22 protein-coding genes are annotated in these 24,400 nt (G+C 45.6%); 7 read left to right on the forward strand and 15 right to left on the reverse strand.

Annotated features, from left to right (window positions below):
* Positions 1-51: 51 nt before the first annotated feature.
* From hemN to JFT56_RS00240, 5 genes are all read right to left on the reverse strand, one after another.
* The gene (hemN, locus tag JFT56_RS00220) at positions 52-1,392 is read right to left on the reverse strand and encodes an oxygen-independent coproporphyrinogen III oxidase (protein WP_233095556.1); all 1,341 of its coding nucleotides are present in this window, start codon (positions 1,390-1,392) and stop codon (positions 52-54) included.
* Between the two features lie 296 nt (positions 1,393-1,688).
* Positions 1,689-2,156, reverse strand: a complete 468-nt coding sequence (locus JFT56_RS00225; protein WP_198781794.1) for a DUF2489 domain-containing protein — start codon at positions 2,154-2,156, stop codon at positions 1,689-1,691.
* Positions 2,157-2,230: 74 nt separating this feature from the next.
* Complete coding sequence (gene yihI / locus JFT56_RS00230; RefSeq protein WP_198781796.1) at positions 2,231-2,785, reverse strand: Der GTPase-activating protein YihI; 555 nt, start codon at positions 2,783-2,785, stop codon at positions 2,231-2,233.
* 90 nt (positions 2,786-2,875) lie between these two features.
* Complete coding sequence (locus tag JFT56_RS00235; protein WP_198781798.1) at positions 2,876-3,514, reverse strand: class I SAM-dependent methyltransferase; 639 nt, start codon at positions 3,512-3,514, stop codon at positions 2,876-2,878.
* A gap of 1,145 nt (positions 3,515-4,659) precedes the next feature.
* Positions 4,660-5,283: a c-type cytochrome gene (locus tag JFT56_RS00240; RefSeq protein ID WP_198781799.1), complete on the reverse strand. Its 624-nt coding sequence runs from the start codon at positions 5,281-5,283 to the stop codon at positions 4,660-4,662.
* Positions 5,284-5,452: 169 nt separating this feature from the next.
* Here JFT56_RS00240 and yihA point away from each other — a divergent pair, with 169 nt between their 5' ends.
* Positions 5,453-6,112: a ribosome biogenesis GTP-binding protein YihA/YsxC gene (yihA, locus tag JFT56_RS00245; RefSeq protein WP_198781800.1), complete on the forward strand. Its 660-nt coding sequence runs from the start codon at positions 5,453-5,455 to the stop codon at positions 6,110-6,112.
* Between the two features lie 918 nt (positions 6,113-7,030).
* Here the strand turns inward: yihA and polA are convergent.
* Positions 7,031-9,793: a DNA polymerase I gene (polA, locus tag JFT56_RS00250; RefSeq protein WP_198781801.1), complete on the reverse strand. Its 2,763-nt coding sequence runs from the start codon at positions 9,791-9,793 to the stop codon at positions 7,031-7,033.
* 386 nt (positions 9,794-10,179) lie between these two features.
* Here polA and elbB point away from each other — a divergent pair, with 386 nt between their 5' ends.
* Positions 10,180-10,836 (forward strand): isoprenoid biosynthesis glyoxalase ElbB, encoded by a 657-nt coding sequence (gene elbB, locus JFT56_RS00255; RefSeq protein ID WP_198781802.1) that lies wholly within the window; start codon positions 10,180-10,182, stop codon positions 10,834-10,836.
* Between the two features lie 63 nt (positions 10,837-10,899).
* Here the strand turns inward: elbB and glpG are convergent, their stop codons facing one another.
* The 5 genes from glpG to JFT56_RS00280 form a co-directional block, all read right to left on the reverse strand.
* Positions 10,900-11,739 (reverse strand): rhomboid family intramembrane serine protease GlpG, encoded by an 840-nt coding sequence (gene glpG / locus JFT56_RS00260; protein ID WP_198781803.1) that lies wholly within the window; start codon positions 11,737-11,739, stop codon positions 10,900-10,902.
* Complete coding sequence (gene glpE / locus JFT56_RS00265) at positions 11,736-12,041, reverse strand: thiosulfate sulfurtransferase GlpE (RefSeq protein WP_198781805.1); 306 nt, start codon at positions 12,039-12,041, stop codon at positions 11,736-11,738. Before glpE ends, glpG begins: the two co-directional genes overlap by 4 nt.
* 106 nt (positions 12,042-12,147) lie before the next feature.
* Positions 12,148-13,173, reverse strand: a complete 1,026-nt coding sequence (gene tdh / locus JFT56_RS00270; protein ID WP_198781806.1) for an L-threonine 3-dehydrogenase — start codon at positions 13,171-13,173, stop codon at positions 12,148-12,150.
* 23 nt (positions 13,174-13,196) lie between these two features.
* Positions 13,197-14,390, reverse strand: coding sequence for a glycine C-acetyltransferase (locus JFT56_RS00275; RefSeq protein WP_198781807.1), 1,194 nt, complete (start codon positions 14,388-14,390; stop codon positions 13,197-13,199).
* A 332-nt stretch (positions 14,391-14,722) separates the two neighbouring features.
* Positions 14,723-15,370: a TetR/AcrR family transcriptional regulator gene (locus tag JFT56_RS00280; RefSeq protein WP_198781808.1), complete on the reverse strand. Its 648-nt coding sequence runs from the start codon at positions 15,368-15,370 to the stop codon at positions 14,723-14,725.
* Positions 15,371-15,553: 183 nt separating this feature from the next.
* On the opposite strand from JFT56_RS00280, the gene waaA reads away from it, so the two are divergent.
* Positions 15,554-16,819, forward strand: a complete 1,266-nt coding sequence (waaA, locus tag JFT56_RS00285; RefSeq protein WP_198781809.1) for a lipid IV(A) 3-deoxy-D-manno-octulosonic acid transferase — start codon at positions 15,554-15,556, stop codon at positions 16,817-16,819.
* Positions 16,820-16,844: 25 nt separating this feature from the next.
* Here waaA and JFT56_RS00290 read toward each other — a convergent pair whose 3' ends face one another.
* Positions 16,845-17,600, reverse strand: a complete 756-nt coding sequence (locus JFT56_RS00290) for a 3-deoxy-D-manno-octulosonic acid kinase (RefSeq protein WP_198781810.1) — start codon at positions 17,598-17,600, stop codon at positions 16,845-16,847.
* Between the two features lie 98 nt (positions 17,601-17,698).
* On the opposite strand from JFT56_RS00290, the gene JFT56_RS00295 reads away from it, so the two are divergent.
* From JFT56_RS00295 to JFT56_RS00305, 3 genes are all read left to right on the forward strand, one after another.
* A complete protein-coding gene (locus tag JFT56_RS00295; RefSeq protein ID WP_198781811.1) occupies positions 17,699-18,751 on the forward strand; it encodes a glycosyltransferase family 9 protein in 1,053 nt (350 codons plus the stop codon).
* Between the two features lie 67 nt (positions 18,752-18,818).
* Positions 18,819-19,904 (forward strand): glycosyltransferase, encoded by a 1,086-nt coding sequence (locus JFT56_RS00300; RefSeq protein ID WP_198781812.1) that lies wholly within the window; start codon positions 18,819-18,821, stop codon positions 19,902-19,904.
* A gap of 24 nt (positions 19,905-19,928) precedes the next feature.
* Positions 19,929-21,011, forward strand: a complete 1,083-nt coding sequence (locus JFT56_RS00305) for a CDP-glycerol glycerophosphotransferase family protein (RefSeq protein ID WP_420136008.1) — start codon at positions 19,929-19,931, stop codon at positions 21,009-21,011.
* A gap of 121 nt (positions 21,012-21,132) precedes the next feature.
* Here the strand turns inward: JFT56_RS00305 and JFT56_RS00310 are convergent, their stop codons facing one another.
* The 3 genes from JFT56_RS00310 to JFT56_RS00320 all read right to left on the reverse strand — a co-directional run bounded on the left by JFT56_RS00310 (position 21,133) and on the right by JFT56_RS00320 (position 23,608).
* Positions 21,133-21,528 carry an adenylyltransferase/cytidyltransferase family protein gene (locus tag JFT56_RS00310; RefSeq protein WP_198781814.1) on the reverse strand — a complete coding sequence of 132 codons (396 nt, stop codon included), beginning with the start codon at positions 21,526-21,528 and terminating at the stop codon, positions 21,133-21,135.
* Positions 21,521-22,321: a LicD family protein gene (locus JFT56_RS00315; RefSeq protein ID WP_198781815.1), complete on the reverse strand. Its 801-nt coding sequence runs from the start codon at positions 22,319-22,321 to the stop codon at positions 21,521-21,523. Before JFT56_RS00315 ends, JFT56_RS00310 begins: the two co-directional genes overlap by 8 nt.
* Before the next feature lie 216 nt (positions 22,322-22,537).
* Positions 22,538-23,608: a glycosyltransferase gene (locus JFT56_RS00320; protein WP_198781816.1), complete on the reverse strand. Its 1,071-nt coding sequence runs from the start codon at positions 23,606-23,608 to the stop codon at positions 22,538-22,540.
* 290 nt (positions 23,609-23,898) lie between these two features.
* On the opposite strand from JFT56_RS00320, the gene coaD reads away from it, so the two are divergent.
* Positions 23,899-24,390 carry a pantetheine-phosphate adenylyltransferase gene (coaD, locus tag JFT56_RS00325; protein WP_198781817.1) on the forward strand — a complete coding sequence of 164 codons (492 nt, stop codon included), beginning with the start codon at positions 23,899-23,901 and terminating at the stop codon, positions 24,388-24,390.
* Positions 24,391-24,400 lie beyond the last annotated feature (10 nt).

The following is a 24,400-nucleotide window of genomic DNA, read 5'->3' on the forward strand; positions in this document are numbered from 1 at the left end:
ATAAAAAAATCCGACCTTAAGTCGGATTTTTTATTGGATTTTCGCTAAGCGTTAGATCACGCGGGAGAACTGTTGCTGACGCGCTTTTTGACGGTAGTAAAGGTCGAAGCACATACAGATATTACGGATCAGTAGGCGGCCCGTTGGGCTGATAGTGATTTTTCTGTCGACCACTTCAACTAATTTATCGTCGATAAAGGTTTGTAGTAGTTTCAAGTCTTCAGCGAAGTATTCTTCAAACTGAATTCCCAGTTTTTCATCCATTTTCGCCATATCTAAATCGAAGTGGCAAATCAGCTGTTTAATCACAACACGGCGGATTTCATCATCGCGGTTCAGGCTACAACCTTTCCACAAAGCATGGCCGTCTTTATCTATGGCTTCATAGTAAGGACGGATATCTTTTTGATTTTGCGCGTAACAGTCGCCAATTTGACTGATAGACGACACGCCAAGACCTAATAAATCACATTCTTCTTGGGTGGTATAACCTTGGAAGTTGCGGTGCAGTTTGCCTTCGCGTTGTAACTTGGCTAACTCGTCATCGGGTTTAGCAAAGTGGTCCATGCCGATATATTGGTAACCGGCGCCAGTTAAGGTCTCGATCGTTTGGTGCAACATTTCGAGTTTTTGCTTTGGTGAAGGTAAATGCTCGTCTTTGATCTTACGTTGAGCGGCAAAGCGCGCAGGTAAGTGAGCATAGTTAAATACCGACAGACGGTCAGGGGACAAATCTAAAACACGCTGCATAGTCGCTGCAAAGGTTTCTGGCGTTTGGTGTGGCAAGCCATAGATTAAATCTATGTTGGTCGACACAAAGCCCATGGCTTTCGCTTTGGCCATCAAGTCGAAGATAAATTGCTCGTCTTGTTCGCGATTAACGGCAATTTGCACTTCTTTATTAAAGTCTTGGACACCGATAGAAATTCGGTTAAAGCCTGCTTCTTTCAAAGTGTCGAGCATTGAAAGTTCAATTTCGCGAGGATCGACTTCAATCGAAAACTCACCTTCAGCGGCAAAGTTAAAATTGGCCTTGATTAAAGCGGTAAGCTTAAGAATTTGCTCTGGATTTAAGAAGGTTGGTGTGCCGCCGCCCCAATGCATTTGGGTCACGCTGTAATGTTTAAACAGGGGCGCACGTTTGATAATTTCTTGGCTTAAATATTCAATGTACTGATCGGCTTTATGTTGGTGGCGGGTGATGACTTTATTGCAGCCGCAGTAATAACAAAGCTTGGCGCAGAATGGGATATGAATATACAGCGACAGTTTATCGCTTTTGCTATTTTCAATGGCCGTCAGCAGGTTCTGTTCGGTGAATGAGTCATCGAACTCGAGCGCCGTTGGGTAAGACGTATAACGGGGACCGCTGTAGTTATATTTTTCGATCATCGATTGATCCCAGCTAATCTGAGTGGGCTGCTTCAAGGCGTGTCCTCCGAGGGTAAATTAGCAACAAGCGAAGTATGCAAGGTTCTTTGGTAAATAACCTTGATCTATGTTGTAAAAATGACGTCTGTCTTTTTAGAAGTTACGCAATATCTATCAAAAAAGTACGCTTGTCTGTCGGTATTTGGCGGTTTTGTGCGCAGGCTCACGGGAGGAGGGGCGTAAGATTGGTACGAGCTTTGTCTAGATGACTTCAAAACCACAGCATAAGTGGTCTTGAAGTCTAGAAATTCATTTGTTTAATGCATCGCTTTGGGTTGGTACGCCGACAGTTTTTTCGCATCATCACTAATGCCTTGCTCTAATGCGGCTTCTGACTTCATTCTGATCAAGTCTAATTTCATCCTTTCCTGCTTAGGCAAGGCTTGACGAGCCTCCATGATAGGATGATCTTTAATTAACTCAAAGTGTTGGAATAATGCGGGAAACTCAGGTGCGACCCGTTCACTCAGGGATAAAATTTCAAATAATCGCCCAATTCTGACCACGCCTTCGGAGATCTCACAGCGGTCTTCAATCATAGCTGTAGCGATATAGCGAATATCATCTAAAACTTGGGCGCGTTTTGCATTTGCTACGGCTTCACGTTCCACAAGGGCTGCTTGCTGTCGCTTTTTTTGCCGTTGCAACTTTAAGAGTAAGTAAGTGGCGTAGCTACTTAGCACTACTATGATGATAAAACCGAGAATGACAATGGCCGTAGACACAAAGACTCCTTATCTGAATGGCATAGGGAGCACAGCTAAAAAACTGAGACCCCTATGCCCTAGCACTGAGAGGTTTAGAACTTGTCTTGATAATCTTTTAGTAAGTCAGCGCCCGATTCGAATTTGTCGAATAACTCATCGTCAGACAAGGACTTAGAGGATGATGAGGGTGCATCATCATCGATATCGTCACTAATACCTAACTTAATCATCAGAGCTTCAATCTTATTCAGCTGTTGATCTAACCATTTTTGATCTGCATCGTTGAGATCTCGACCTTCTTCCAGCATATCGAGTAACTGGTTCAGTCTTGGATCTTCTTCGAGTTTCAGCAGTTTTTGCTCATCGGTTAATTTAGGCTGTTTAACCTTCGCCGTCTGAACTGTATCAGCCACCACCGGAATCGCTAAAGCCACAGGCTTTTTACTGCCATGGCGCGGATCCTTTTTTTGCGCCGCATTTTGCTGGGGCGCTTGAGCCAAGATAAGGCCTTCGTTATGACGACTGCCTGATTTATTGCCCGATTCTTTACGTTTGCCTGTGGCTACAGCGCGATCTTGCTTCTTCACTCTTGGCTGTAACTTCGGGCTGTTCTCGCCGCCCTTGCGTGTTTTCTTGCTACGAGACATGGTTTTCTCAATTGTTTACAACGTGTGGCCTTGCAGATATGGAATCACCCTATCAACAAGGTGCTAAATTAGGTCGGGTGTTATACCAGATTATGATGTTTTTTGCATCAAAACGAGGTCTTTCGCGGCAAATAATAGTTCAAAATGACTATTTTGGGCTAAGTGCTCAAAGGTTTGCCTTTGGTAGAAACTCACATGGGTAAGATTGTTCTTATAGTGCCACTTAGCAAACCCTTCCAAATCAACTAATAAAGGCGTACTGATCGCTAACCAGCCGCCTGGCCGGAGTAAACGAGTGAGTAGACTCCATTCTTTGATGGGGTACTGAAAATGCTCAAAAACTCGGTAGCAACAGATAAAATCATATTCTTGTTTTAGGGTGTCGTGATCCGGCGCAAAAAAAGGGTCGTATTGATTCAGGGTATGTCCCGCGGATTCGATGGTGGCCAGACTCGTTTGATCGAGTATGCGGCCAAAATTGAGTCCTAATAAGCTGCCGGCTTGCTGATATTGCAGCTGTTCTAATAGAGGCAAAATAAACTGTGATAATTGCCGCTGTTTAGATGCGACCCTAGAGCGGCCATATCTTTGTTTTTCTGCTGCGGGGGGAAGATGGCTACTGGCATCTGCAAAGGTTAACCCGCAAGTCATACAAACATAAAAACTCCGTTTTTTATCCTGAAGGAGTATATAAGTTTGGCTGTTATGACAAAGGGGGCATCTGCGCATTGAGTCAGCTAGAAAGATTATTAAGGCGTTGATTGTACCAATTATATTGGATTAGTGCACATTTTCGGCACAGCTGTGGATTGCAAATGACAATAAAGAAAAAGGCGGCAGTTAAACTGCCGCCTTACAAAGGGTGCATCTAGCACCTTATCCTGATTCCAAGTATCCATACTTGCTATGCGACTTTCCCGGTCGGTATCCTTCTTTTTTTTACTGCTTTCCCTGCAACATTTTAGTTATCGGTCTTCCAGACACTTAATTTATTTTCTGTCGCCATCCTGACCACAGTTTCCGTAGATGGTCTCAAGACACATCTTGTATAGCAGCGTCATCATTGACGTTCAGTTAACCATCCATGTTGCTTAAAGTACCTTCCAGTGATAACAAGCTTCCAGCCAGTGCATCCTAAGCTTATTAGCTTCCTTTGCTACAATTTGAATCATTCAAACTGTGTCCTGATGGGGCAAGTTACCCTGAGTGTAAGGCGTTTTGCTTAGCGCAAATTGGCGTTATCGGCCATCCCTTACAAAAATGTACTGACCTGGATTTCAACTTGAAATCACGACTCTTATTATTATTAGAGAGTGGTCTTAATTATATTATTGTTATTGAATATATTTATTCTTATATCTTGAATGTTAATTATACCGAAATCTGCAAGTTATTATTAATCTTTTTGTACAAACAGATGGGTTTATCTCGGTACGGGGCTTATTAAACCCCAAATCTGTGATCTATGTCAAGCAGGAATCTTAATCAGTTTACGTCAACGTAAACATGCTAGTGTGAACCTAATGATAATGCCGTCGTTTCTGCAAAAACATCCCAATTTTCATCGGGTGTGTACAGCACTCTTTATCTTAAAGTGCGTTAAGTTCACGCTGAATTCTGCACCTTTCGGTTGTTTGGGTATAAACATGTGATTATTTATGAAATGACTTTTGGTGTTTGGCTGGTGGTACAAGGTTGTAGGGGGGGGAGAACTGCTAGCGATACGTGTTTACGGATAAATATGACTCAAAGCGGACTGGCAGAATGGGAGGGGGAAATGACCGCAAGGATGGTTTAGGCTATAAACCATCCTTGCGGGTCTGGTGCTCACTCAATCTCTTTGACTAAAAGGGACTGAGCTACGCACCTGAGTGTTATTTCAAGCTAGACAGATATTTAGAAAGGGCGTCAATGTCGCTGTCGCTTAACTTTTTCGCGACATCTTGCATCATGCCGTTGAGATCGTTATTACGGCCCGCATCGCGGAACTTAGTCAGTTGGATTTTGATATAGTTAGCGTGTTGGCCAGCTAAAGCGGGGAAGCCAGCAAGCTCTGCGCCTTTACCATCAGGACCATGGCATGCCATACATGCTGTAATACCACGCGAAACATCTCCACCTTTGTACAACTTGGCGCCAAGCTCTGGTACATCTTTCACTTCTGCGACTTGTAAAGTTTGGCTTGAGAAATATGCGCCAATATCGAGAATATCCTGATCGCTTAGAGCAATCGACATGCCACCCATGATAGGATCCATACGGCCATCTTTGCCACCAGTTTGTGCGGCACTACGGAAGTCATGTAGTTGCTTTTGCAGGTAAGTGGCGTGTTGGCCCGCAAGCTTAGGATACATATCGATCATACTGTTACCGTCCATACCATGGCAGGCAGAGCAAACGATAATTTTAGTTTTTCCCGCTTCAGCATTACCTTCTGCAATCGCAGGTGAAGATATGGCGGCAACTACAACAGACAGCGCAAGAGCTAACTTTTTCATGGCGTTCCAACTTCTGGTTAAGATTATTATCCTGAGCTTACTAGGGTGACCCGCAAGCGTGGTAAAATATGTTTAATGTGATCGGGGTAATATTTTACACGAAAACGTGGAAAAGTAAGCAATTCTTCATTAATTATGGTATTGCGCAGAAAATATTTTGGAGTAAATAGTGACTGAATCTCATATAGATTTTCGCAGGGCGAAGTTTTTAATTAGTGCACCTGACATTGCACATTTGGATCAATATCTGCCCGGTGACGTTGGAGTTGAGATTGCTTTTGCTGGTCGCTCAAATGCCGGAAAATCAAGTGCACTCAATGCATTAACTGAGCAAAAAAGCTTAGCAAGAACCAGTAAAACCCCTGGTCGAACTCAGCTTATTAACGTATTCGAGTTGGATGCGCAGCGTCGTTTAGTGGATTTGCCTGGTTATGGTTTTGCGCAGGTGCCATTGGCGATGAAAAATAAATGGCAACAAGCACTTGGTGAATATTTACAGAAGCGTGCCTGCTTAAGTGGTGTTGTTGTGTTAATGGATATCCGTCACCCGCTCAAAGATCTGGATATGCAGATGATAGAGTGGGCGGTAGCGAGCGAAATACCTGTATTGGCACTGTTAACTAAGTCAGATAAGTTAGCACAAAGTGCTAAGATGAAAACCGTCAATGAAGTCCGTAAAGCCTTAACTGACTTTGGTGATTGGGTTCAAGTAGAACCGTTTTCATCACTTAAAGGCACCGGAAAACCTAAAGTGCTGAGCATACTGAATGAGTGGTGCCATCCTCAGTGGTTGGCCGACGAATTAGATGCTGCAGGTAGTGCTGAATAGTTGAATTAACAACATATATTGCCTAAAACCCATACACAGCCTAAATCATAAATTTAGCTGTGTATGTGCATCTTCTACTCTTATCCAACCTTCCTTTCCTCAATCTATCCTGCTGCCACTCTTGTAAATTACAGGCAAAAAAATAGCCGATAGCTATGTCATCGGCCAAAAATATTAGCTCTTTTGGGGAGAAGCTAAATTCAACAAGACTCAAGCACCATTAAATACCTTTAACGGTTCTCAATGAAGACAGCATACATTGGATTTACCTTTTATTAAAGTAAATACTCTAAAAAATGCGTTCACTCAAAAAAAGAGCAAAAAAAAAGCCTCAGCAAACAAGTTGCTGAGGCGCCAGAATTTGGCTCATCACTATAAGTGAAATAAAGGTCTGAAAGATAGAACATCTTAACCTCTGTACCCTACGCAGAGAATAATACGCTATTTATCTTTAAATGGAAAACAGTTTTTTCAAAAACGAGGTAATTATGTGCGCTTGATCTCAGGTTGTGAGCGAAAAAACGCCTCAAATTGATCTGATAATTTCACAAAAGAGGCTTAATTGGCTGATTTAACGGGGTAGCAAGAAACTTATATACAAAAGAGATCAATTCTTGAGATTTAATGTTTTTACTCTAAATTCGGCTGAGTGTTTTAGTGTGCGCATGAGAGAACAGCTGTTATGGCACTCTTGAGCACATACAACCTACTTGAGTGTCCTGCGATTGATGACGCGGAATTAGGAGCCGCCAGATACATTGGGCTGCTTGGCTATGAGTGCTTGGTGATGATTGTGTGGCCGAGGGTAATGCCTAGCGCTGCTGGCTAAGATACGAGTGAGCTAACCTGAACTCATAAATTGCATTCAGGTTAGCTTTATCTTCTGTTCAATCAGTTTGGTTGTTGGATGCCGGAGGGTTAGTGAGCCTGATCCCAGTTATCACCAATACCCGCCTCGGCCAGTAACTCGACATCTAGGTTGGCCGCTTGGGCCATAAGTTCACAGACTCTTAGTTTGAGCATTTCAGCCTTGTCGGCGTCGACTTCGAAGACCAGTTCGTCGTGCACTTGCATGATCATGGCGATTTCGCCTTGGGTTTCTGTTTTTATCCAATTGGCAATGTTGATCATGGCTTTCTTGATAATGTCGGCGGCGGTGCCTTGCATTGGCGCATTAATAGCGGCACGTTCGGCGGCCTGGCGGCGCATCGCATTACGATCACGGATTTCGGGTAGGTAGAGACGGCGGCCAAATAACGTCGAGACATAACCTAAGTCGGCGGCGCCGGCGCGGGTTTCCTCCATATATTTTAAGACACCTGGGTAGCGGGCAAAGTAAGTGTCGATATAGGTTTGGGCCTCGTGGCGGGGAATATCGAGCTGACGTGCCAACCCAAAGGCCGACATACCGTAAATTAAGCCGAAATTGACCGCTTTAGCGCGGCGGCGTTGCTCGGTTGTCACATCGTCAAAGTCGGTACCAAATACTTCCGCAGCCGTGGCTCTGTGAATATCTTTACCTTCGGCGAAGGCTTTGAGTAAACCTGCATCTTGGGATAAATGCGCCATGATCCTCAGCTCAATCTGTGAGTAGTCGGCGGCGAGTATTTTACGACCTTGCGGTGCGATAAAGGCTTGGCGAATTCGGCGCCCTTCCTCTGTACGAATAGGGATATTTTGCAGATTAGGCTCGCTCGAGGATAAACGCCCAGTGGCGGCATTGGCTTGATGGTAACTTGTGTGCACGCGGCCCGTTTTGGCGTTGACCATCAGCGGCAGTTTATCCGTGTAGGTACTCTTTAATTTAGTCAGGCTCCGGTGTTCGAGAATGACTTTGGGGAGTGGATAGTCTAATGCTAATTCGACGAGTACTTCTTCAGCTGTCGATGGTGCGCCCTTTGGCGTCTTTTTCGTGATGGGATAGCCCAGTTTTTCAAAAAACAGCACCTGCAATTGTTTCGGCGAGCTTAAGTTGAATTTTTCGTCTGCAATATCATAGGCTTTAGACTCTAGTTCATCGATTTTACGCGCCAACTCTTCACTCTGTTGTCCGAGTAACATGCTATCGATTAATACGCCCTGGCGTTCTATGTCCGAGAGCACTTGGATAAGAGGTAATTCAATGTCAGTAAAAACTGAGGCTAACTCGGCTTCTTTTTCCAGCCTTGGCCAGAGGTGCTGATGCAAGCGTAGGGTAATATCGGCATCTTCGGCGGCGTAGGGCGCGGCGTTTTCCAGCGGAATTTGATTGAAGGTGAGTTGCTTAGCGCCTTTGCCTGCAATATCTTCAAAACCAATGTTTTTATGGCCTAAGTATTTAAGTGCAAGGCCGTCCATATCATGGCGCGAAGCGACCGAGTTAAACACATAGGATTCGAGCATGGTATCGAAAGCGACGCCCTGCAGTTTAATACCCGCATTGGCTAAGATGCTAATGTCGTACTTAAGGTTTTGGCCGACTTTCTTGATCGTTGGATCTTCAAGAAGTGGGCGCAGTTTTTCAAGCGCCACACTTTTATCGATTTGCGTCGGGGCGCCAACATAATTATGGGCCAAAGGTAAATAGGCCGCTTTCCCCGCCTCGACGGCAAATGACATTCCGACTAGCTCAGCCACCATATAATCTAAGCTGGTGGTCTCGGTATCCACCGCCATTAAATCGGCCTGCTTAAGCTTAGCAATCCAAGTGTCTAATTCTGCTTCCGTTAGAATACAATCATATTGGGTTTCAAGTGTTTCAGATGGGGCGGATGCTTCCTCTGTTTCAACATTGGTGACGGCGGTTTGGGTAATTGACTTATTATCTAATACTTCTGCTAACCAGCGTTTGAACTCCATTTCACCATAACATTGGATCAGCTCATCTCTGTCTGCAGGTTTAACTGTGAGTTCATGCCAGTCTTGCTCGAGTTCAACATCGGTTTTGATGGTGGCAAGTTCATAGGAAAGTTTGAGCATGTCGGCATTTTCAATGATCTTCGCCGCCATGGTTTTTGCGCCCCTAAAGCCCAATTCGGTGACTTTTTCGGGCTCAGCAAGCAAATTGGCGACACTGCCAGCCCCTGTGAGCATGGCTAAGGCGGTTTTTTCGCCGACACCGGGTAAGCCGGGGATGTTATCGGCCTTATCGCCCATCAGCGCTAAGAAATCGATAATTCTATCTGGGCCAACACCATATTTAGCCGCAACTTCTTCTGGCCCCATGATGGTGTCCGTCATGGTATTGATCAGCGTGATATTGTCATCCACGAGTTGCGCCATATCTTTATCGCCTGTACTTATTAATACCGAGCGTTTTTCGAGGCTTGCTTGGCGGGCGATGGTTCCAATCACATCGTCGGCTTCAACACCTGGTATAGAAATAAGCGGCAATCCTAAGGCGCGAATAATGCGATATAAGGGTTCGATTTGTGAACGCAGATCATCGGGCATGGGGGGACGATGTGCTTTATATTCGCCGTATAAGTCATTACGGAAAGTCTTGCCTTTGGCATCGAATACTACGGCGATGTGGCTGGGCTGGTAACGAGTCAATAGACTACGGAGCATATTGACTACGCCATAAACGGCTCCTGTTGCTTCGCCCTTTGAGTTTGTCAGATGAGGAGGCGCATAATAGGCGCGGTACAAATAAGAAGATCCATCCACAAGGACAAGTGGGTTATTGGCAATAGTCGGCATAGGTAATTTTCGTTTATCGATGACTTAGATGGCGGTTAGCATGCCACAGATGCACTATTTCAGCCACGGCAAATTGACTCTCAGCCTGTGGATAAGTCTGTGAGTGAAAAAGTCAACTGTGAATTATGGCGTTGTTTACGGCTTAGTGCGATATTTTTAAGTTGTTGATTTTTATATTTATAAAATATTTGTGTGAGTTCAATACTGTTTCTTGAAAAATCTTCCTGATTTGTGGATTTTTTATTGACTCCGTAAAATACATCTAAGGCTGGCTTAATTTTCACCGTCCGTCAGATTCGACGAATTAAGTTAGCACGATTTTTAATCAGATCAACCAATTTGTTTATGGTTTGTTAAAATCAAATGGCATAAGAAGGATATTTTTAATGAAAAAAATCGCAGTGTTACTCAGTGGGTGCGGTGTTTTCGATGGAACAGAGATCCATGAATCGGTTTTAACCTTATTGTCCCTGTCAAAGGCGGGCGCAAGTTACCAATGTTTTGCCCCCGATATTCAGCAGATGCATGTTGTTAATCATTTTTCCGGTGAGATAGAGAAGTCGGTGCAACGTAATGTCTTGGTGGAGTCGGCACGCATTGCCCGCGGAGAAGTCAAAGCGACCACAGAGCTGGATATCGATGAAATTGATGCCTTGATCATCCCCGGTGGCTTCGGTGCGGCGAAAAATCTGTGCAATTTTGCCACTAATGGCAGCGAGTGTGAGGTAAACCCCTTAGTGGCTGATTTTATCAACGAGTTTATCTTGGCTAAAAAACCCGTTGGTTTTATCTGTATCGCACCTATGATGATCCCGCGCTTATATGGACACGGGGCGAAGGGTACGATTGGTAATGACGTTGATACTGTCGCGGCATTTAATCTGATGGGCGGCGTTCATCAAGCTGCAACCGTGCACGATATTGTAATAGATGAAGCGAACAAGATAGTCAGTACCCCCGCTTATATGCTCGCGGGGAATATTGCTGAGGCGCATTCTGGTATCGAAAAGCTCGTCGCCAAGGTGCTGGAGTTGGCAAAGTAAGTGGTGTCGCAATCGGGCCAAGATAACGCTTTATGTGGTTATCTTGGTCAGGCGCAGAGGTGCTTAGTTTGTGGCTTTACGGCTATCGAACAAACCTTGGGCTAAGCCGATAATTAGGCCGCCGATATGGGCGCCGTTTGCGACTGAAATACCCAGCACGTCGGTAAAGCCTAATGCTAACCAAATCAACATAAAGCCCATATAGGAAGGGGGTAAACCAATACCCGCAGCAGGTTTACGCATTCCCATCACCCAGGTATAACCTGCGACAGCGTAGACGACGCCGGATAGGCCGCCAAAGTGAGGGCCACTGACATAGTATTGAACGATATTAGGTAGAGTCCCTGCCACGAGCAATAAAATCAGCAGAGGCGCAGTGCCTATTCGAGTCTCGATTTTTCCGCCCAAATACCACCACCAGAGTAAATTGAAGATGATATGCATGGCCGAAAAGTGCAGCAAGCTTGGGGTGAAAACGCGCCAGAACTGGCTGAAATCTGCATTAGGTACCGCGCCAAAATAGGACAGCGCTTCATAGGTTGGGTTCGCAAATCCTAAGTTCATCGCCGCAAAAATAACGCTACAGAGTGCAAATATGATTAAGGTGATTGGACCGGCACCAGTAATAAATTGGGTAAAAAGCTGCAATGACGGTGCGCCATAATCGAGCTTAGTATGAGTATCGCCGTGTTCCCAGGAGGCCTGTAGATACTTGCTATCGTAGGGATGAGCAAGAAAGTGGGTAAACTCTTTGCGGGCTTGCTCTACATCTTTGTCGTGGATAACTAGGATGGCGACTCCTTGCATCAGCGGCTCAATTTGGCAGTCGATATGCTTACCCTTAAGGTAATCGACAAATGCCTGCGCGGCTCTGCTGTTGGGGAGTCGGCCAATCTCTATCATGCATTCGCCCCATGCCAGGCGCTAAAGCCGCCATCTAGGCTGTAGACATCATCAAAGCCTTGCTCGCAGAGGTACTGCGCGGCATTTTGGCTGCTGTTACCGTGGTAACACACCACAACCAGCGGCTTATCCATATCGGCTTGGCTAATAAATTGCGCTAGATTTTCGTTATTTAAATTGAATGCACCGTCAATGTGGCCGTTGCCAAAGCTATTGCCATCGCGGATATCGACGATTTGTACTGGCTTTGACTCGGTCATTTGCACTAATTGATTAACACTTAGGTGTTTAAAGGAAGACATAATAAAACCTGAAATTGCTGAGAAACGGTAAGCGATGGGATAAGTGTGCAACAAGGGGCGGCGAGTGTACAGCCCCTATCTTGGTATGAGTTATCTCTGCTGGGGATTAATCCCAGCTGAGGATCACTTTACCCGATTGGCCCGAGCCCATAGCCTCGAAGCCCTGTTGGAAATCATCAATCTTGTAGTGGTGAGTGATGATTGGAGAAATGTCTAAGCCAGATTGGATAAGGCTTGCCATCTTGTACCAGGTTTCGAACATTTCGCGGCCGTAGATGCCCTTAATGACTAAACCTTTGAAGATCACTTTGCTCCAATCAATCGCCATTTCGCCACCTGGAATACCGAGCATAGCGATTTTGCCGCCGTGGTTCATGGTATCTAACATGCCGTGGAAAGCCGATGGTACGCCAGACATTTCAAGACCTACGTCAAACCCTTCGGTCATGCCCAGTTCTTTCATCACGTCTTTGAGGTTTTCTTTCGATACGTTGACTGCGCGGGTGGCGCCCATCTTACGGGCGAGTTCTAAGCGGTATTCGTTGACGTCGGTGATCACCACATGGCGCGCACCTACGTGGCGACACACGGCCGCCGCCATAATACCGATTGGGCCTGCACCTGTGATCAACACGTCTTCGCCGACTAAATCGAACGACAAGGCGGTATGTACGGCATTACCAAACGGGTCGAAAATTGACGCTAAATCATCGCTGATATCATCGGGGATTTTAAAGGCGTTAAAGGCGGGGATCACTAAGTATTCAGCAAATGAACCTTCACGGTTTACACCCACACCAGAGGTGTTACGGCATAAATGAGTGCGACCCGCGCGGCAGTTACGGCAATGGCCGCAGGTAATATGGCCTTCGCCCGATACGCGGTCACCAATGTTAAAACCACGAACCTCTTGGCCGATACCAACCACTTCGCCAACATACTCATGGCCGACAACCATAGGTACAGGAATGGTTTTTTGTGACCATTCGTCCCAGTTGTAGATATGCATGTCGGTGCCGCAAATCGCGGTCTTTTTAATCTTGATCAGTAGATCGTTATGGCCCATCTCTGGCTTAGGCGCATCGACTAACCAAATGCCTTTCTCGGCTTTTAACTTGCTTAGTGCTTTCATCTTCTTTAGTCCTAAATGGGGTCCTAAATAATCGCCATTTCTTTGGCAATACGGGTAAAGGCTTCAATCGCTTTGTCGAGTTGCTCACGGGTGTGGGCGGCCGACATTTGCGTACGGATCCGGGCTTGTCCCTTAGGTACTACAGGGAAGGAGAAGCCAATCACGTAGATATGTTCTGCTAATAAGCGGTTAGCGAAATCGCTCGCCAGTTTGGCATCGCCAATCATCACTGGGATAATCGCATGGTCGGCGCCGCCCAAGGTAAAGCCTGCCGCTGACATTTTTTCGCGGAAATAACGGCTGTTTTCCCATACCGCTTCGCGCAGGGCTTGGCCGGATTTGAGCATCTCTAACACATGGATAGACGCAGTCACAATCGAAGGCGCTAATGAGTTAGAAAACAGGTAAGGGCGAGAGCGTTGACGTAGCCAGTCGATGACTTCTTTTTTACCCGAAGTGAAGCCGCCCGATGCGCCGCCTAAGGCTTTGCCTAAGGTGCCAGTAATGATATCGACACGGCCCATCACATCGCAGTGCTCATGTGAGCCGCGGCCGTTTTGGCCGACAAAGCCCACGGCATGTGAGTCATCTACCATCACCAGTGCGCCGTATTTATCGGCTAAATCACATACGCCTTTAAGATTGGCAATCACGCCATCCATGGAGAACACGCCGTCGGTGGCGATTAAGATATTGCGCGCACCCGCGGCTTTGGCGGCGATCAGTTGCGTTTCTAAATCCGCCATATCGTTGTTGGCGTAACGGAAACGCTTAGCTTTACATAAACGTACGCCATCGATGATTGAGGCATGGTTTAAGGCGTCGGAGATAATTGCATCTTCGGCATCTAATAGGGTTTCGAATAGGCCGGCGTTTGCATCGAAGCATGAGGAATACAGGATAGTATCTTCCATGCCGAGGAATTCGCTCAGGCTAGCCTCTAGTTTTTTATGGATATCTTGGGTGCCGCAAATAAAACGCACCGATGCCATACCAAAGCCGTGGCTCTCTAAACCTTGCTGGGCAGCTTTAATAAGTTCAGGATGATTCGCTAGGCCTAAATAATTGTTAGCGCAAAAGTTAATAACTTCTTGGTGATTAACTTGAATGGCGGTCTGTTGCGGTGAGGCAATAATGCGTTCGCTTTTATATAAGCCTTCGGCTTTGATATCTGCAAGCTGTTGATTAATCTGTGCGTAGAATGAGGTAGAGGCCACCTGATATCTCCTTAGTTAACTTTATTCTGATTCTGGGAGTGGCGGCATTCTAACTCTAAACCTAATTGGCCTACAGCCTTTTTTTCATGCAGCTTCGCCAGATAAATTAGTTTAGGGGTAAAGCTGTTTTTACATTATAAAAACTAATGAGCAACATCGGCCGGTTGCCATTCGAAAATACTGCTGTTGACCTTTTCGAGTGGCTTAGTGATGAGCTCGTTATCTAGCTGGCAAAGGATTATCCTAATGGATTTGGCCGCCCGCACCAGTGCTATAACTGGACTTAAGTCTAGTACCTAATGCGGGTTTCCCGTAGCAGGATTTGGGGAAATTTAGGTGGCTTCTTGGTTGGCTAGGTCGTGGTAATGCTGCTCTAAGCGTGTAAAAGTCGCGACTGAAGTCGGCGTCGCATAGGCTTTGAAAATCATCAGCACCCTTAACACACCTTCGTAAAGGGTCGCTTTAGTGATGGTAGAAGTACTGGATTGAGTGAGCTGATAGCCAATCCAAAAACTAACGATCATCTTGATGGTATCCGCGAGCGGGGTAATTTTGTCGGTATCGACGTTTAAAAAACCATCCTGTTTGAGCTGGTGCAGCACTTGGCTCGAACGGGTCAAAACCTGTTGTTGGGCATGGAGATAGCGCTTTTTTAACTCGCCATCACGGGCGAGGATATCGGCAAGATTGGCGTACATAAAGCGGAATTGCCATAGGGTGTAGAACATAGCATCGAAGTAGCCAATTAACAGTTCCACATCCACCTGTTTACCTTCGTAGGGTTGGAACCCTGATTCGAGGTGATTTTCATAGAGGCTGAAAATGCAGCGAATAATGTCTTCTTTATTGCGAAAATGGTAATAAAGATTCCCGGGACTCATATTTAAGTGGGCGGCAATATGATTCGTCGTGATATTTCGTTCGCCGTGCTCATTGAATAGCTCCAGGCTGGCATAGATGATTTTGTCGCGGGTTTTCATAAGTTATCCAAATTGCGAGTGTAATTGAGAAAGCTAACCAACGACCGCCATACTGCTGGTAAATTATCCCTCATTTAAATCGTACCGAATGTTTGATTTGATGAACGAACAAAAATTCAATGTGATGGCTATTATGCTAACATTGCCGCTATTCATCAGGCAAAACCCATAAGCACGTTTTTTATGAATCGATTTTTTTACAGTGCGCTGCTTTATCTATTATCCCCTCTGCTCATTGTCTATTTGGCGTTTCGTGCTATTAAAAGCCCTGATTACCTTGGCCGTTGGGGGGAGCGTTTTGGCTTAACGGCACTTAAATCGACGGATCTATTGATCCACTCAGTGTCTATGGGGGAAACGCTCGCGGCGATCCCGCTTATTCGCTTAATTCAGCAATCTCACCCTGAATTGAGCATTACAGTCACAACCAGTAGCCCTACGGGATCGGCCGAGGTACGCAAAGCCTTTGGTGACTCAGTGCAGCATTGTTATCTCCCCTTCGACCTGCCTTGGTGTGTGAATCAGTTTTTGCGCCAGTTATCCCCTAAATGGTGCATTATTATGGAGACCGAGCTGTGGCCAAATTTAGTGGCGATTGCGGCTAAACGGGGTGTGGGTTTGATGTTGGCCAACGCTCGGCTGTCGGCAAAATCGGCGGCGCAATATGCTAAGCGCCCCAAGCTCAGCCTGCCTATGCTACAACGGCTCGATATCATTGCGGCGCAGACGCAAGTGGAAGCGCAGCGCTTTATCGCCTTAGGAGTGTCACCGGATAGGGTAACCGTTTGTGGTAGCTTGAAGTTCGATATCAGTATCACGCCCGAGCGTTTAGCCAATGCTAAGTTGCTGCGTCAGACTTGGGGGCGCGAAACATCGCCGATTTGGGTTGCGGGCAGCGTACATCCAGGTGAATTTGACGCTATGCTCACAGCCCATAGGCAAGTATTAGCGCAATGGCCCGATGCCCTATTGATTATTGCGCCGCGTCATCCGGAACAGTTTAATGCCGTTGCTCAAGTGGTTGCGGCCCAAGGTTTTGAATTCGTTCGTCGCAGCGAAAATCAGCCCCTGACGCCTAAGACGCAAGTGCTGGTGGGCGATACCATGGGCGAGCTGCTCACCTTTTATGGCGCCGCAGACCAAGCCTTTGTTGGGGGGACATTGATCGAAAACGGCGGCCATAATCCCTTAGAGCCTGTCGCTATGGGAGTGCCTGTGATGGTGGGGCCAAACCACTGGGACTTTGCCCAAATTACCCAAATGCTGGCGGATGCGGGTGGTTTGCGGATTGTTGGCTCAGCGCAGGAACTAGGGCTAAATCTTATCCAATACTTTGAAACCCCTTCACAACGCCAACAGGCGGCAAGTGCTGGCCTGGCCGTGGTGGAGGCGAATCGTGGTGCTTTGCAGCGGCAATTTGCGCTGGCACAATCCCTTATTAAGGTTTAATCGACTGGTCAATTCGGCAAGTGGATCAAGCGCTTGTCATCGCCCCTTGGTAGCCCTGCATTAGGGATGCCCAGTTATCCAGGTTAAAGGCAAGGTTTGGCAGCTTGCCTTGTTCTTTATGGAAGGAGCGTAACAGTCTGTCTAGATTGGCTTTTTGCCATTGCGGGTGCGGTGTTTTTAGCTCGCCCCGGTCAAAATCGATAAGATAGAAGCGCTCCGGCGTCATTGGCTCAGTCTGTGCGGGCTGGAGCAGAATATTTTTGGCATTGAGATCGGCGTGGTACACGCCGCGCTGGTGGAATTGAGCAATAGTGGCGCCCAAGGCCTGCCACTGCTCTGCACTCATTGCCCCTTTGCTGAGTTTAACGACTAAATCTTCGGCGCCTTCGACTCGCTCGATAATAATATCGGCGCGGTAAAATAACCCGTCGCGCACTATATTGGCGGCAATGGGTTTAGGTACGGCAAAATCTTCATGATACAGAGTGTCTAATAAGCGTAACTCACCCATGGCACGGGTATTTTCAAGGCCTGTATAAAGGTAAGCGTCTTTACTGAATTTCTCCATTAAGCCGCCACGCCAATAGTGGCGTAATACCCAATGGCTAGCGCCAGATGCGACAAACCAAGTGGTATAGCGGCCCTTGGATGAGCCGACGACAGCCTCTTTCGCGCGCCAAAAATCCACCGAGAACCAAGCCGGAGTGATAGCCGTTGGCGTATCTTGGCAAAGCGCCATATGGCCTTGGGCGGTTTTTATGATCTGTATCTGAGCATTCATCGGAGAATTGTTGACTTAAGCGTGGCACCTCGGGCCATTCTACATTAAGATCCTTAGCTTGCGCCAAATAACCTTAAAAGCTACGAGCTTCAATCCCAATGAGTTTAAATCCCAATAGCATGAATTCCCTTTGTTTGCTGCGGCTATCGGCTATCGGTGACGTCTGTCATGCCGTGGCTATGGTGCAGGCGATTCAGCGGCAATATCCCGAGCTTAAGATTACTTGGGTAATAGGTAAGCTTGAGTATCAATTATTGAAGCATTTACCCGGCATTGAGTTTGTTATTTTTGATAAATCTCAAGGCTGGCGTAGCTATTTTAATTTGCGTAAGGCATTAAAGGGCCGACGGTTTGATGTGCTGCTGCATATGCAGGTAGCCCTACGCGCAACTTTGGCATCCCTAGCCATTTCGGCAAAAGTACGCATAGGCTTTGACCGTGCTCGTGCTAAAGAAGGCCAGTGGCTGGTCACTAATCATAGGGTTGAGCCCTTAACTCATCCCCATGTGCTTGAAGGATTTATGGGATTTGCTAAGGCCATAGGAGTTAAAGATCTCACTCCCCAGTGGCATATTCCCGTCCCCGTTGCGGATACTGAGTTTGCAAAGACGCAGATTAAGGATAATGAAAAAGTCTTTATCATCTGCGCCGCCGCCAGTAAGGCAGAACGCAACTGGTTGCCCGAGCGTTATGCCGCCGTCGCGAGCCATGCAATTGCTAAGGGCTTTAGGGTGATGCTCTGTGGTGGCCCAACCGCACTCGAAAAAGCCTTAGCCGAGCAGATTTTGCAGGCTTGTCCCGCAAAGATAGATAACTTAGTGGGCAAAACCAGTTTGACGCAATTACTGGCCCTGCTAAAACGCGCAAGCTTAGTGTTAGCTCCCGATACTGGGCCTGCACATATGGCCGTTACCCAAGGTACGCCTGTCATCGGCTTATATGCCCATTCCAATCCGGGGCGAACTGGGCCATATCTCTCGCGGCAATATGTGGTGAGCGTCTACGATGAGGCGATGAAATCCCAGCATAGCGGCGAGGTGAAATGGGGAACTCGTGCTAAGGGAGATCATCTTATGGCATTGATCAGCGTTGACGCCGTAATTGAGAAGTTTGATCTGGCCGCTCAGCAGGGCTCAGTTAAGGCCTGTTAGATTCGGTCTTAGGTATTTAACGGCCCCGATTTGCCGTGCGTTTTTAGATTATGTTAGGAGACAAGTCATGCGGATAGCCATTGCCATCGACAGTTTAGCGGGCGGCGGAGCCGAAAAGGTCATGCTGACCTTAGCTAAGCAATTTATACACTTAGGGCATGAGCCGCATTTCTTAGTCATGGAGGATAATCAGTACTATGAAACTCCGGATAATTTGCCTGTTCATCAATGTTTTGTCCCTAAGGATAAAGATTTTGACCATTTTGGGCGATTAACGGCTTCGGTGAACAAACTGCAGGCGAAAATCGGAGAAATCGAGTCCCAAGTGGGTAAATTCGATTTATTCCTCTCAAATCTAGATAAAACCAATTTGATGATGACTAAAACGGGAGTGTCGCCACTCTATGTGATTGTTCATTCATCGGTTGAGGAAGAGTTGAGCCGCCAGTTTAAACTTGGCCCCTTCGCCTATTTTAAAAAGTTGAGAGCCAAAAAAGCCCTCAATGGCCAGCATTTAATTACCGTATCTAACGGCATAGCAAAAGAGATTAAAGATAAAGGTCGTTTGCACCCAGCATCCATGCAGACTATTTATAATCCTTTTGAATTTAATGAAATTATTGCTCAGTCGCAGCAAGATAATCCTCAAATTCCTCAGGGTGAATACCTTATTCATGTCGGCCGCTTTGCCAAGCAGAAACGCCATGATGTGCTGTTTGAAGCTCTTAAGCTCACACAAAATCAGCTACCTGTTGTGCTTTTGTGCCATAACCACAAAAAAGCCATCAAAGCGGCGAAAAAGTTCGGCATTGAGAAACGCTTAATCATTCCCGGGTTTCAAAGTAATCCCTTCCCTTGGATAAAACGCGCTAAGGCACTCGTGCTCAGCTCAGATTTTGAAGGCCTGCCGACAGTCTTGATTGAATCATTAGCCTGTGGAACCCCAGTTGTCAGTACCGATTGCCCCCATGGGCCGAGTGAGATTTTAACTGGGAATTTATCGCCCTATCTCGTACCGCGCCGCGATCCTAAGGCGTTGGCAAAAATGATCGATGAAGTGGTCAAGCAGCCACCATCCTTAGCGGAGGTTGAAATCTTGGCAAAGGTTGATGCGACCTTGATTGCCAAGCAATATTTGGCACTGGCAAAATAATTTAACCTTTAGCCTTGTAGGAGGATGCGGGTGGAAGAAGTCAAACAAGCGAAGAGACGTTACTTATTGTACATTGCACAGAATTATTCCTATGCGATGCTAAGACCCATTCAGCAAGTGATTTGGGATAGGGGCGATGAGGTCTGTTGGTTTTTAGAGGGTAAGGAGGTCGATCCTAAGTTTCTAAAGGCCGATGAGCGGCGCTTGCTCAGTATCGATGCCGTTAAAGCTTGGAAACCCGATGCCGTGTTTGTGCCGGGTAATGTTGTACCCAGTTTTATTCCTGGTGTAAAAGTCGGTGTATTCCATGGCTTTAATGCGGGGAAAATGAATCACAAGGGCCGTGAAGATCACTTCGAAATCCGCGATTGTTTTGACTTATATTGCACTCAGGGCCCGGCGACGACACTGCCTTTCCTCAAACTGGAGAAAAAGTTTGGTACTTTTACCGTCGCCGAAACGGGTTGGCCGGCATTAGATCCTCTTTTTCTTGAGAATAAAGATAATCCCTATATCAAAGCGGATGACCCAAGGCCAGTCGTGCTCTTTTGCTCGACATTTTCCCCTAGCTTGACCTGCGCGCCCGCGGTATTTGAACAGATAAAAGCCCTGTCGCAAAAGAGCCAATGGCGCTGGTTGGTGCAATTTCATCCTAAGATGAACCCTAGGATTGTGGAGCAGTACAAGGCTCTGGAAAACGAGAATTTACAGTTTGTTGAAACCGATAATGTGATCCCTTTGCTGCAGGCTGGGGATGTGATGTTGTGTGACACCTCATCGATTCTGTTGATGTTTTTAATGCAGCGCAAGCCAGTGGTGACCTTTAAAAATCAGTCGCCGAAGGACCATTTGATTGATATCAGCCGAGTCGAAGAGATTGAACCCGCTTTAATGCGAGCACTGAGCCGCCCCGAAGATTTGATGGTGCATATCCATGATTATTGCAACCAAATCCATCCAACGGGTGATGGTCAATCTAGCCAACGGGTTTTGGCTGCGACAGATGCCTTGATTGATAAGGGCACAGGTTGGCTTAAACCTAAGCCTTTGAACTTGCTGAGACATTTTAAAATGCGCCGCAAGCTTGGATACTGGAAGCTGTTTTAGCCTTAGCACTGTATGGACAATGCCATATGAGCCGAACGATTAGCATGTTCGGCTTTGGCTATTTTGAGCTAAAATCCGTAGGATTTATCCCAAATTGAGTGCATGGGATCGGAAAACAGTTTTATAGTTTTCTCGCAATTTCAATGATTTCAGTTGTTGATATTGATGGCGTTCTCGGAAAGTAGACAACTTCACAAATATCCCTTAAATCATCGAAACGACCTTCCCAGTCATCACCCATTGCTAGGATGTTGGCTCGATAATAATTAATATAGTGACGCTTTTGTTCCAAAGACTCTTCAATAAAAACCTCGTTAACAAATTTTAACGAATTAATAATTTTCAAGCGACTGCATTCATCGTACAATGGGTAGCGATTTTTCTTTTTGAAATTCAAGGCGTCACTCGACACTCCAACGATTAGCTCAGAACCTAATTGGGAACATTTTTCTAAAATATTAACATGCCCAATATGGAATACATCAAATGTTCCAAATGTAATTACCCTATTACCCATTATTATTTTCTCGATGAATATTAAACTCTATTTTTATAGGGTTATGGTGAACTCGCTCGCTCTCTTTGGGGATTTGCATATAATCACCATATTTTTCAGTGAGGTATCTCTCTACGTTCTTGGGGCATGGCAATTCGATTGATTCAAACTTGAGCATTTGCAAAGGATAAAGGTCCGTGAGGTATATAGCATCATTAAATGTGACGTTGCCTATTTTACCTGTGTCTACTTTATTGTGCTTTTTATATACCATATCAATTTTTTTAAAGAGAGCATCTTGGCAATGCTCCTTATAAAGCCATTGGTAAAAATAAGTTTTAAATTTACGAAAAACACTTTTCTGCTTATATTCCGTCATGGATATTCTACGGAATTTATGTGAAAGGACTTTTATTTCATCCTGGTCATTATTTGATTCACTTACATTATCCCAAGGGAATATATCTATAAAAATCCCATGATTTATATTTTGATTTCTTTTGGAGTTTTCTATAAATAATGTGTTTTTATCTCGTACTTTTGCAAAATATAAAGGGTATTCTTTTTCAGTATAAAAATGCTGTATAAAAAGGTGTGAAGGTAATTTATGTTGAAGTTGTAAGAACCTTTCATAATCAGCCCTAGGCATTGCAATATCTATATCATCGTCCCAAGGGATAAACCCTTCATGCCTAACTGCACCAAGGGCTGTGCCGCCGATAGCGAAATAGGTAAGGTTCTCTTCACGGAATATTTTTTGCAGTTCCGATATCATTTGTATCTGATGTAACTGCACTTTTCTAACTAAATTCATAGACTAGATATTATAGAATAAGACGATGAATGGATTCTAATCCAAGTAGAGAGTTAAAAACACAAAAATGATTAACTTTCTATGGGGATATAATTCTTCGTTTGTAGTTGATGCATATGTTAGCTTTTCTTTAAGTATTTTTATTTGTATGAATATTTATCAACAGCGGCTCTCTAACAATCTCTCTTGGGATAGAGATATTATTAGAGAGTTGTGTTACTCAGTTAACTTCAAATATTGCTGTGCAATATATTTACTATCAACGGCTTTGAGGATCTCAAGATCCTCAAGTGAAGGCGGAGATGCCAGACACTCGAGTGCCTTCTGTGCTAATAATGCAGGTTGACGCACTGGTACTAAATACTTGGCTAGATGCCCTGTGAGGATTTCATTTGGGCCGTGCGGACAGTCAGTACTGACAACGGGAGTCCCGCAGGCTAAGGACTCAATGACTACCGTTGGTAGCCCTTCAAAATCGGAACTCAGCAGCATTAATTCTGCCTTGGCAATCCAAGCATAGGGGTTATGTTGAAACCCAGGGGTGATAATTCTGTGTTCAACACCGTATTTTTTAGCGAGTTTTCGGGCCTTGTTTGGCCTATTGCACAGCAGGACTAATTTGGGTGCCGTCGGCATGTCCCGTAGAGCCTTGAAGAGAATATCATGGCGCTTCTGGCGAGTAACTCGACCAACATGGATCATATAAGGTTCGTTGGGAATATCAGGGATGACCTCTTGAGCCTTATGCTTGATTTCGGCTAGTCGAAAAGGGTTGTATATGGTTTGCACACTCTGGGGTTTTAGCCATGAGGTGGCTCTTAGCTCATCGGCAATACCATTAGAAACAGTGATAATCTTTTTACCGATCAGCGCTTTGGCTTTTTTCCAGCGTCGCCAAAAATGCACTGGGCCGCGTTTGAGCTCCATCAATAATTCTTGCTTTAATGCACAGTGGCAGAAGTAGTAGCAAGGTTCAAAATGGCAGCCGGAAACAACAACATCACAGTCAGTCGAATTGCTTAAAAACAGTGAAAACTTGCCGGTTTCCTCGACTTCTTTCACTTTCGCTTTGAGGTGCAGCCTTTGTTCATCTAACGACGTTTTTTGGCCTGCTTCAAATAGATAGTGAATGGTCACATTTTGAGGCGGCATAAAATCGCCTTCTTTGTGAAACACAAATAAGTGAATGTCTTGCCCGGCTTCCTGCAGCACTTCTGCCTGGGATAAGGCTATTTTGACTGTGCCGTTGGAGAAAAAGTTATGGCAAAAAATCGCGATTTTTTTCATAGGAATGCTCTTATTGCGTTGCTCTGTAAGCCGTTGCTTTCAATCAAGTTGTCTAAGCTACAACCGCGAGTAAAGACGGGGGCCATTTTTGGGGATTCCCCTGCCTGCTAAGTGGCTGCATTATATCAGTTCACGCCTTTACATGGGCTTAATCCCAAGTATTCTTGCTATTTTTTAGTTTTTTATGGGTATTTAAAGCGGTTTTTGCCGTGATTATTCACTCGCTTGGCTAAAACGAGTAGACTGACGGGCAATGATTTTATGGTATCCCTATAAGTTGGGTCAGCAAAGTGCACACAAGAGCAGTTTATCCAGGGACCTTCGATCCCATTACTAATGGTCATGCCGATTTAATCGAGCGTGCGGCTAAGTTATTTAAGCATGTGGTCATTGGTATCGCGGCCAATCCCTCAAAGCAGCCAAGGTTCACCTTAGAAGAGCGGGTTGAACTGGTTAATCGTGTGACTGCGCATCTGGATAATGTCGAGGTCGTGGGATTCTCTGGTCTGTTAGTCGATTTTGCCAAAGAACAAAGGGCCAGTGTGTTGGTGCGTGGCCTGCGGGCTGTGTCTGACTTCGAATACGAGTTCCAATTAGCGAATATGAATCGCAGACTGAGCCCAGAGCTTGAGAGTGTGTTTTTAACTCCCGCCGAGGAGAACTCCTTTATTTCTTCGACCTTAGTAAAGGAAGTCGCCTTACATGGTGGTGATGTGAGCCAGTTTGTTCACCCTGAGGTGGCCATGGCATTAGCGGCAAAGCTTAAGCTCGCTAAGGCGTAAACCTGCCAAG

Source organism: Shewanella putrefaciens, from assembly GCF_016406305.1.
Classification (GTDB): Bacteria; Pseudomonadota; Gammaproteobacteria; order Enterobacterales; family Shewanellaceae; genus Shewanella; species Shewanella putrefaciens_C.

Bases quoted from the DNA above. Each gene is read 5' to 3' on its own strand.
- glpE (WP_198781805.1), bottom strand. From the start codon at position 12,041: ATGTCTTCCTTTAAACACCTAAGTGTTAATCAATTAGTGCAAATGACC.
- JFT56_RS00310 (WP_198781814.1), bottom strand. From the start codon at position 21,528: ATGGGTAATAGGGTAATTACATTTGGAACATTTGATGTATTCCATATT.
- JFT56_RS00280 (WP_198781808.1), bottom strand. From the start codon at position 15,370: ATGAAAACCCGCGACAAAATCATCTATGCCAGCCTGGAGCTATTCAAT.
- JFT56_RS00295 (WP_198781811.1), top strand. From the start codon at position 17,699: ATGAGTTTAAATCCCAATAGCATGAATTCCCTTTGTTTGCTGCGGCTA.
- waaA (WP_198781809.1), top strand. From the start codon at position 15,554: ATGAATCGATTTTTTTACAGTGCGCTGCTTTATCTATTATCCCCTCTG.
- JFT56_RS00290 (WP_198781810.1), bottom strand. From the start codon at position 17,600: ATGAATGCTCAGATACAGATCATAAAAACCGCCCAAGGCCATATGGCG.
- JFT56_RS00320 (WP_198781816.1), bottom strand. From the start codon at position 23,608: ATGAAAAAAATCGCGATTTTTTGCCATAACTTTTTCTCCAACGGCACA.
- JFT56_RS00305 (WP_420136008.1), top strand. From the start codon at position 19,929: ATGCGGGTGGAAGAAGTCAAACAAGCGAAGAGACGTTACTTATTGTAC.
- hemN (WP_233095556.1), bottom strand. From the start codon at position 1,392: ATGATCGAAAAATATAACTACAGCGGTCCCCGTTATACGTCTTACCCA.
- yihI (WP_198781796.1), bottom strand. From the start codon at position 2,785: ATGTCTCGTAGCAAGAAAACACGCAAGGGCGGCGAGAACAGCCCGAAG.
- elbB (WP_198781802.1), top strand. From the start codon at position 10,180: ATGAAAAAAATCGCAGTGTTACTCAGTGGGTGCGGTGTTTTCGATGGA.
- polA (WP_198781801.1), bottom strand. From the start codon at position 9,793: ATGCCGACTATTGCCAATAACCCACTTGTCCTTGTGGATGGATCTTCT.
- JFT56_RS00240 (WP_198781799.1), bottom strand. From the start codon at position 5,283: ATGAAAAAGTTAGCTCTTGCGCTGTCTGTTGTAGTTGCCGCCATATCT.
- tdh (WP_198781806.1), bottom strand. From the start codon at position 13,173: ATGAAAGCACTAAGCAAGTTAAAAGCCGAGAAAGGCATTTGGTTAGTC.
- JFT56_RS00300 (WP_198781812.1), top strand. From the start codon at position 18,819: ATGCGGATAGCCATTGCCATCGACAGTTTAGCGGGCGGCGGAGCCGAA.
- JFT56_RS00315 (WP_198781815.1), bottom strand. From the start codon at position 22,321: ATGAATTTAGTTAGAAAAGTGCAGTTACATCAGATACAAATGATATCG.
- JFT56_RS00235 (WP_198781798.1), bottom strand. From the start codon at position 3,514: ATGCGCAGATGCCCCCTTTGTCATAACAGCCAAACTTATATACTCCTT.
- glpG (WP_198781803.1), bottom strand. From the start codon at position 11,739: ATGATAGAGATTGGCCGACTCCCCAACAGCAGAGCCGCGCAGGCATTT.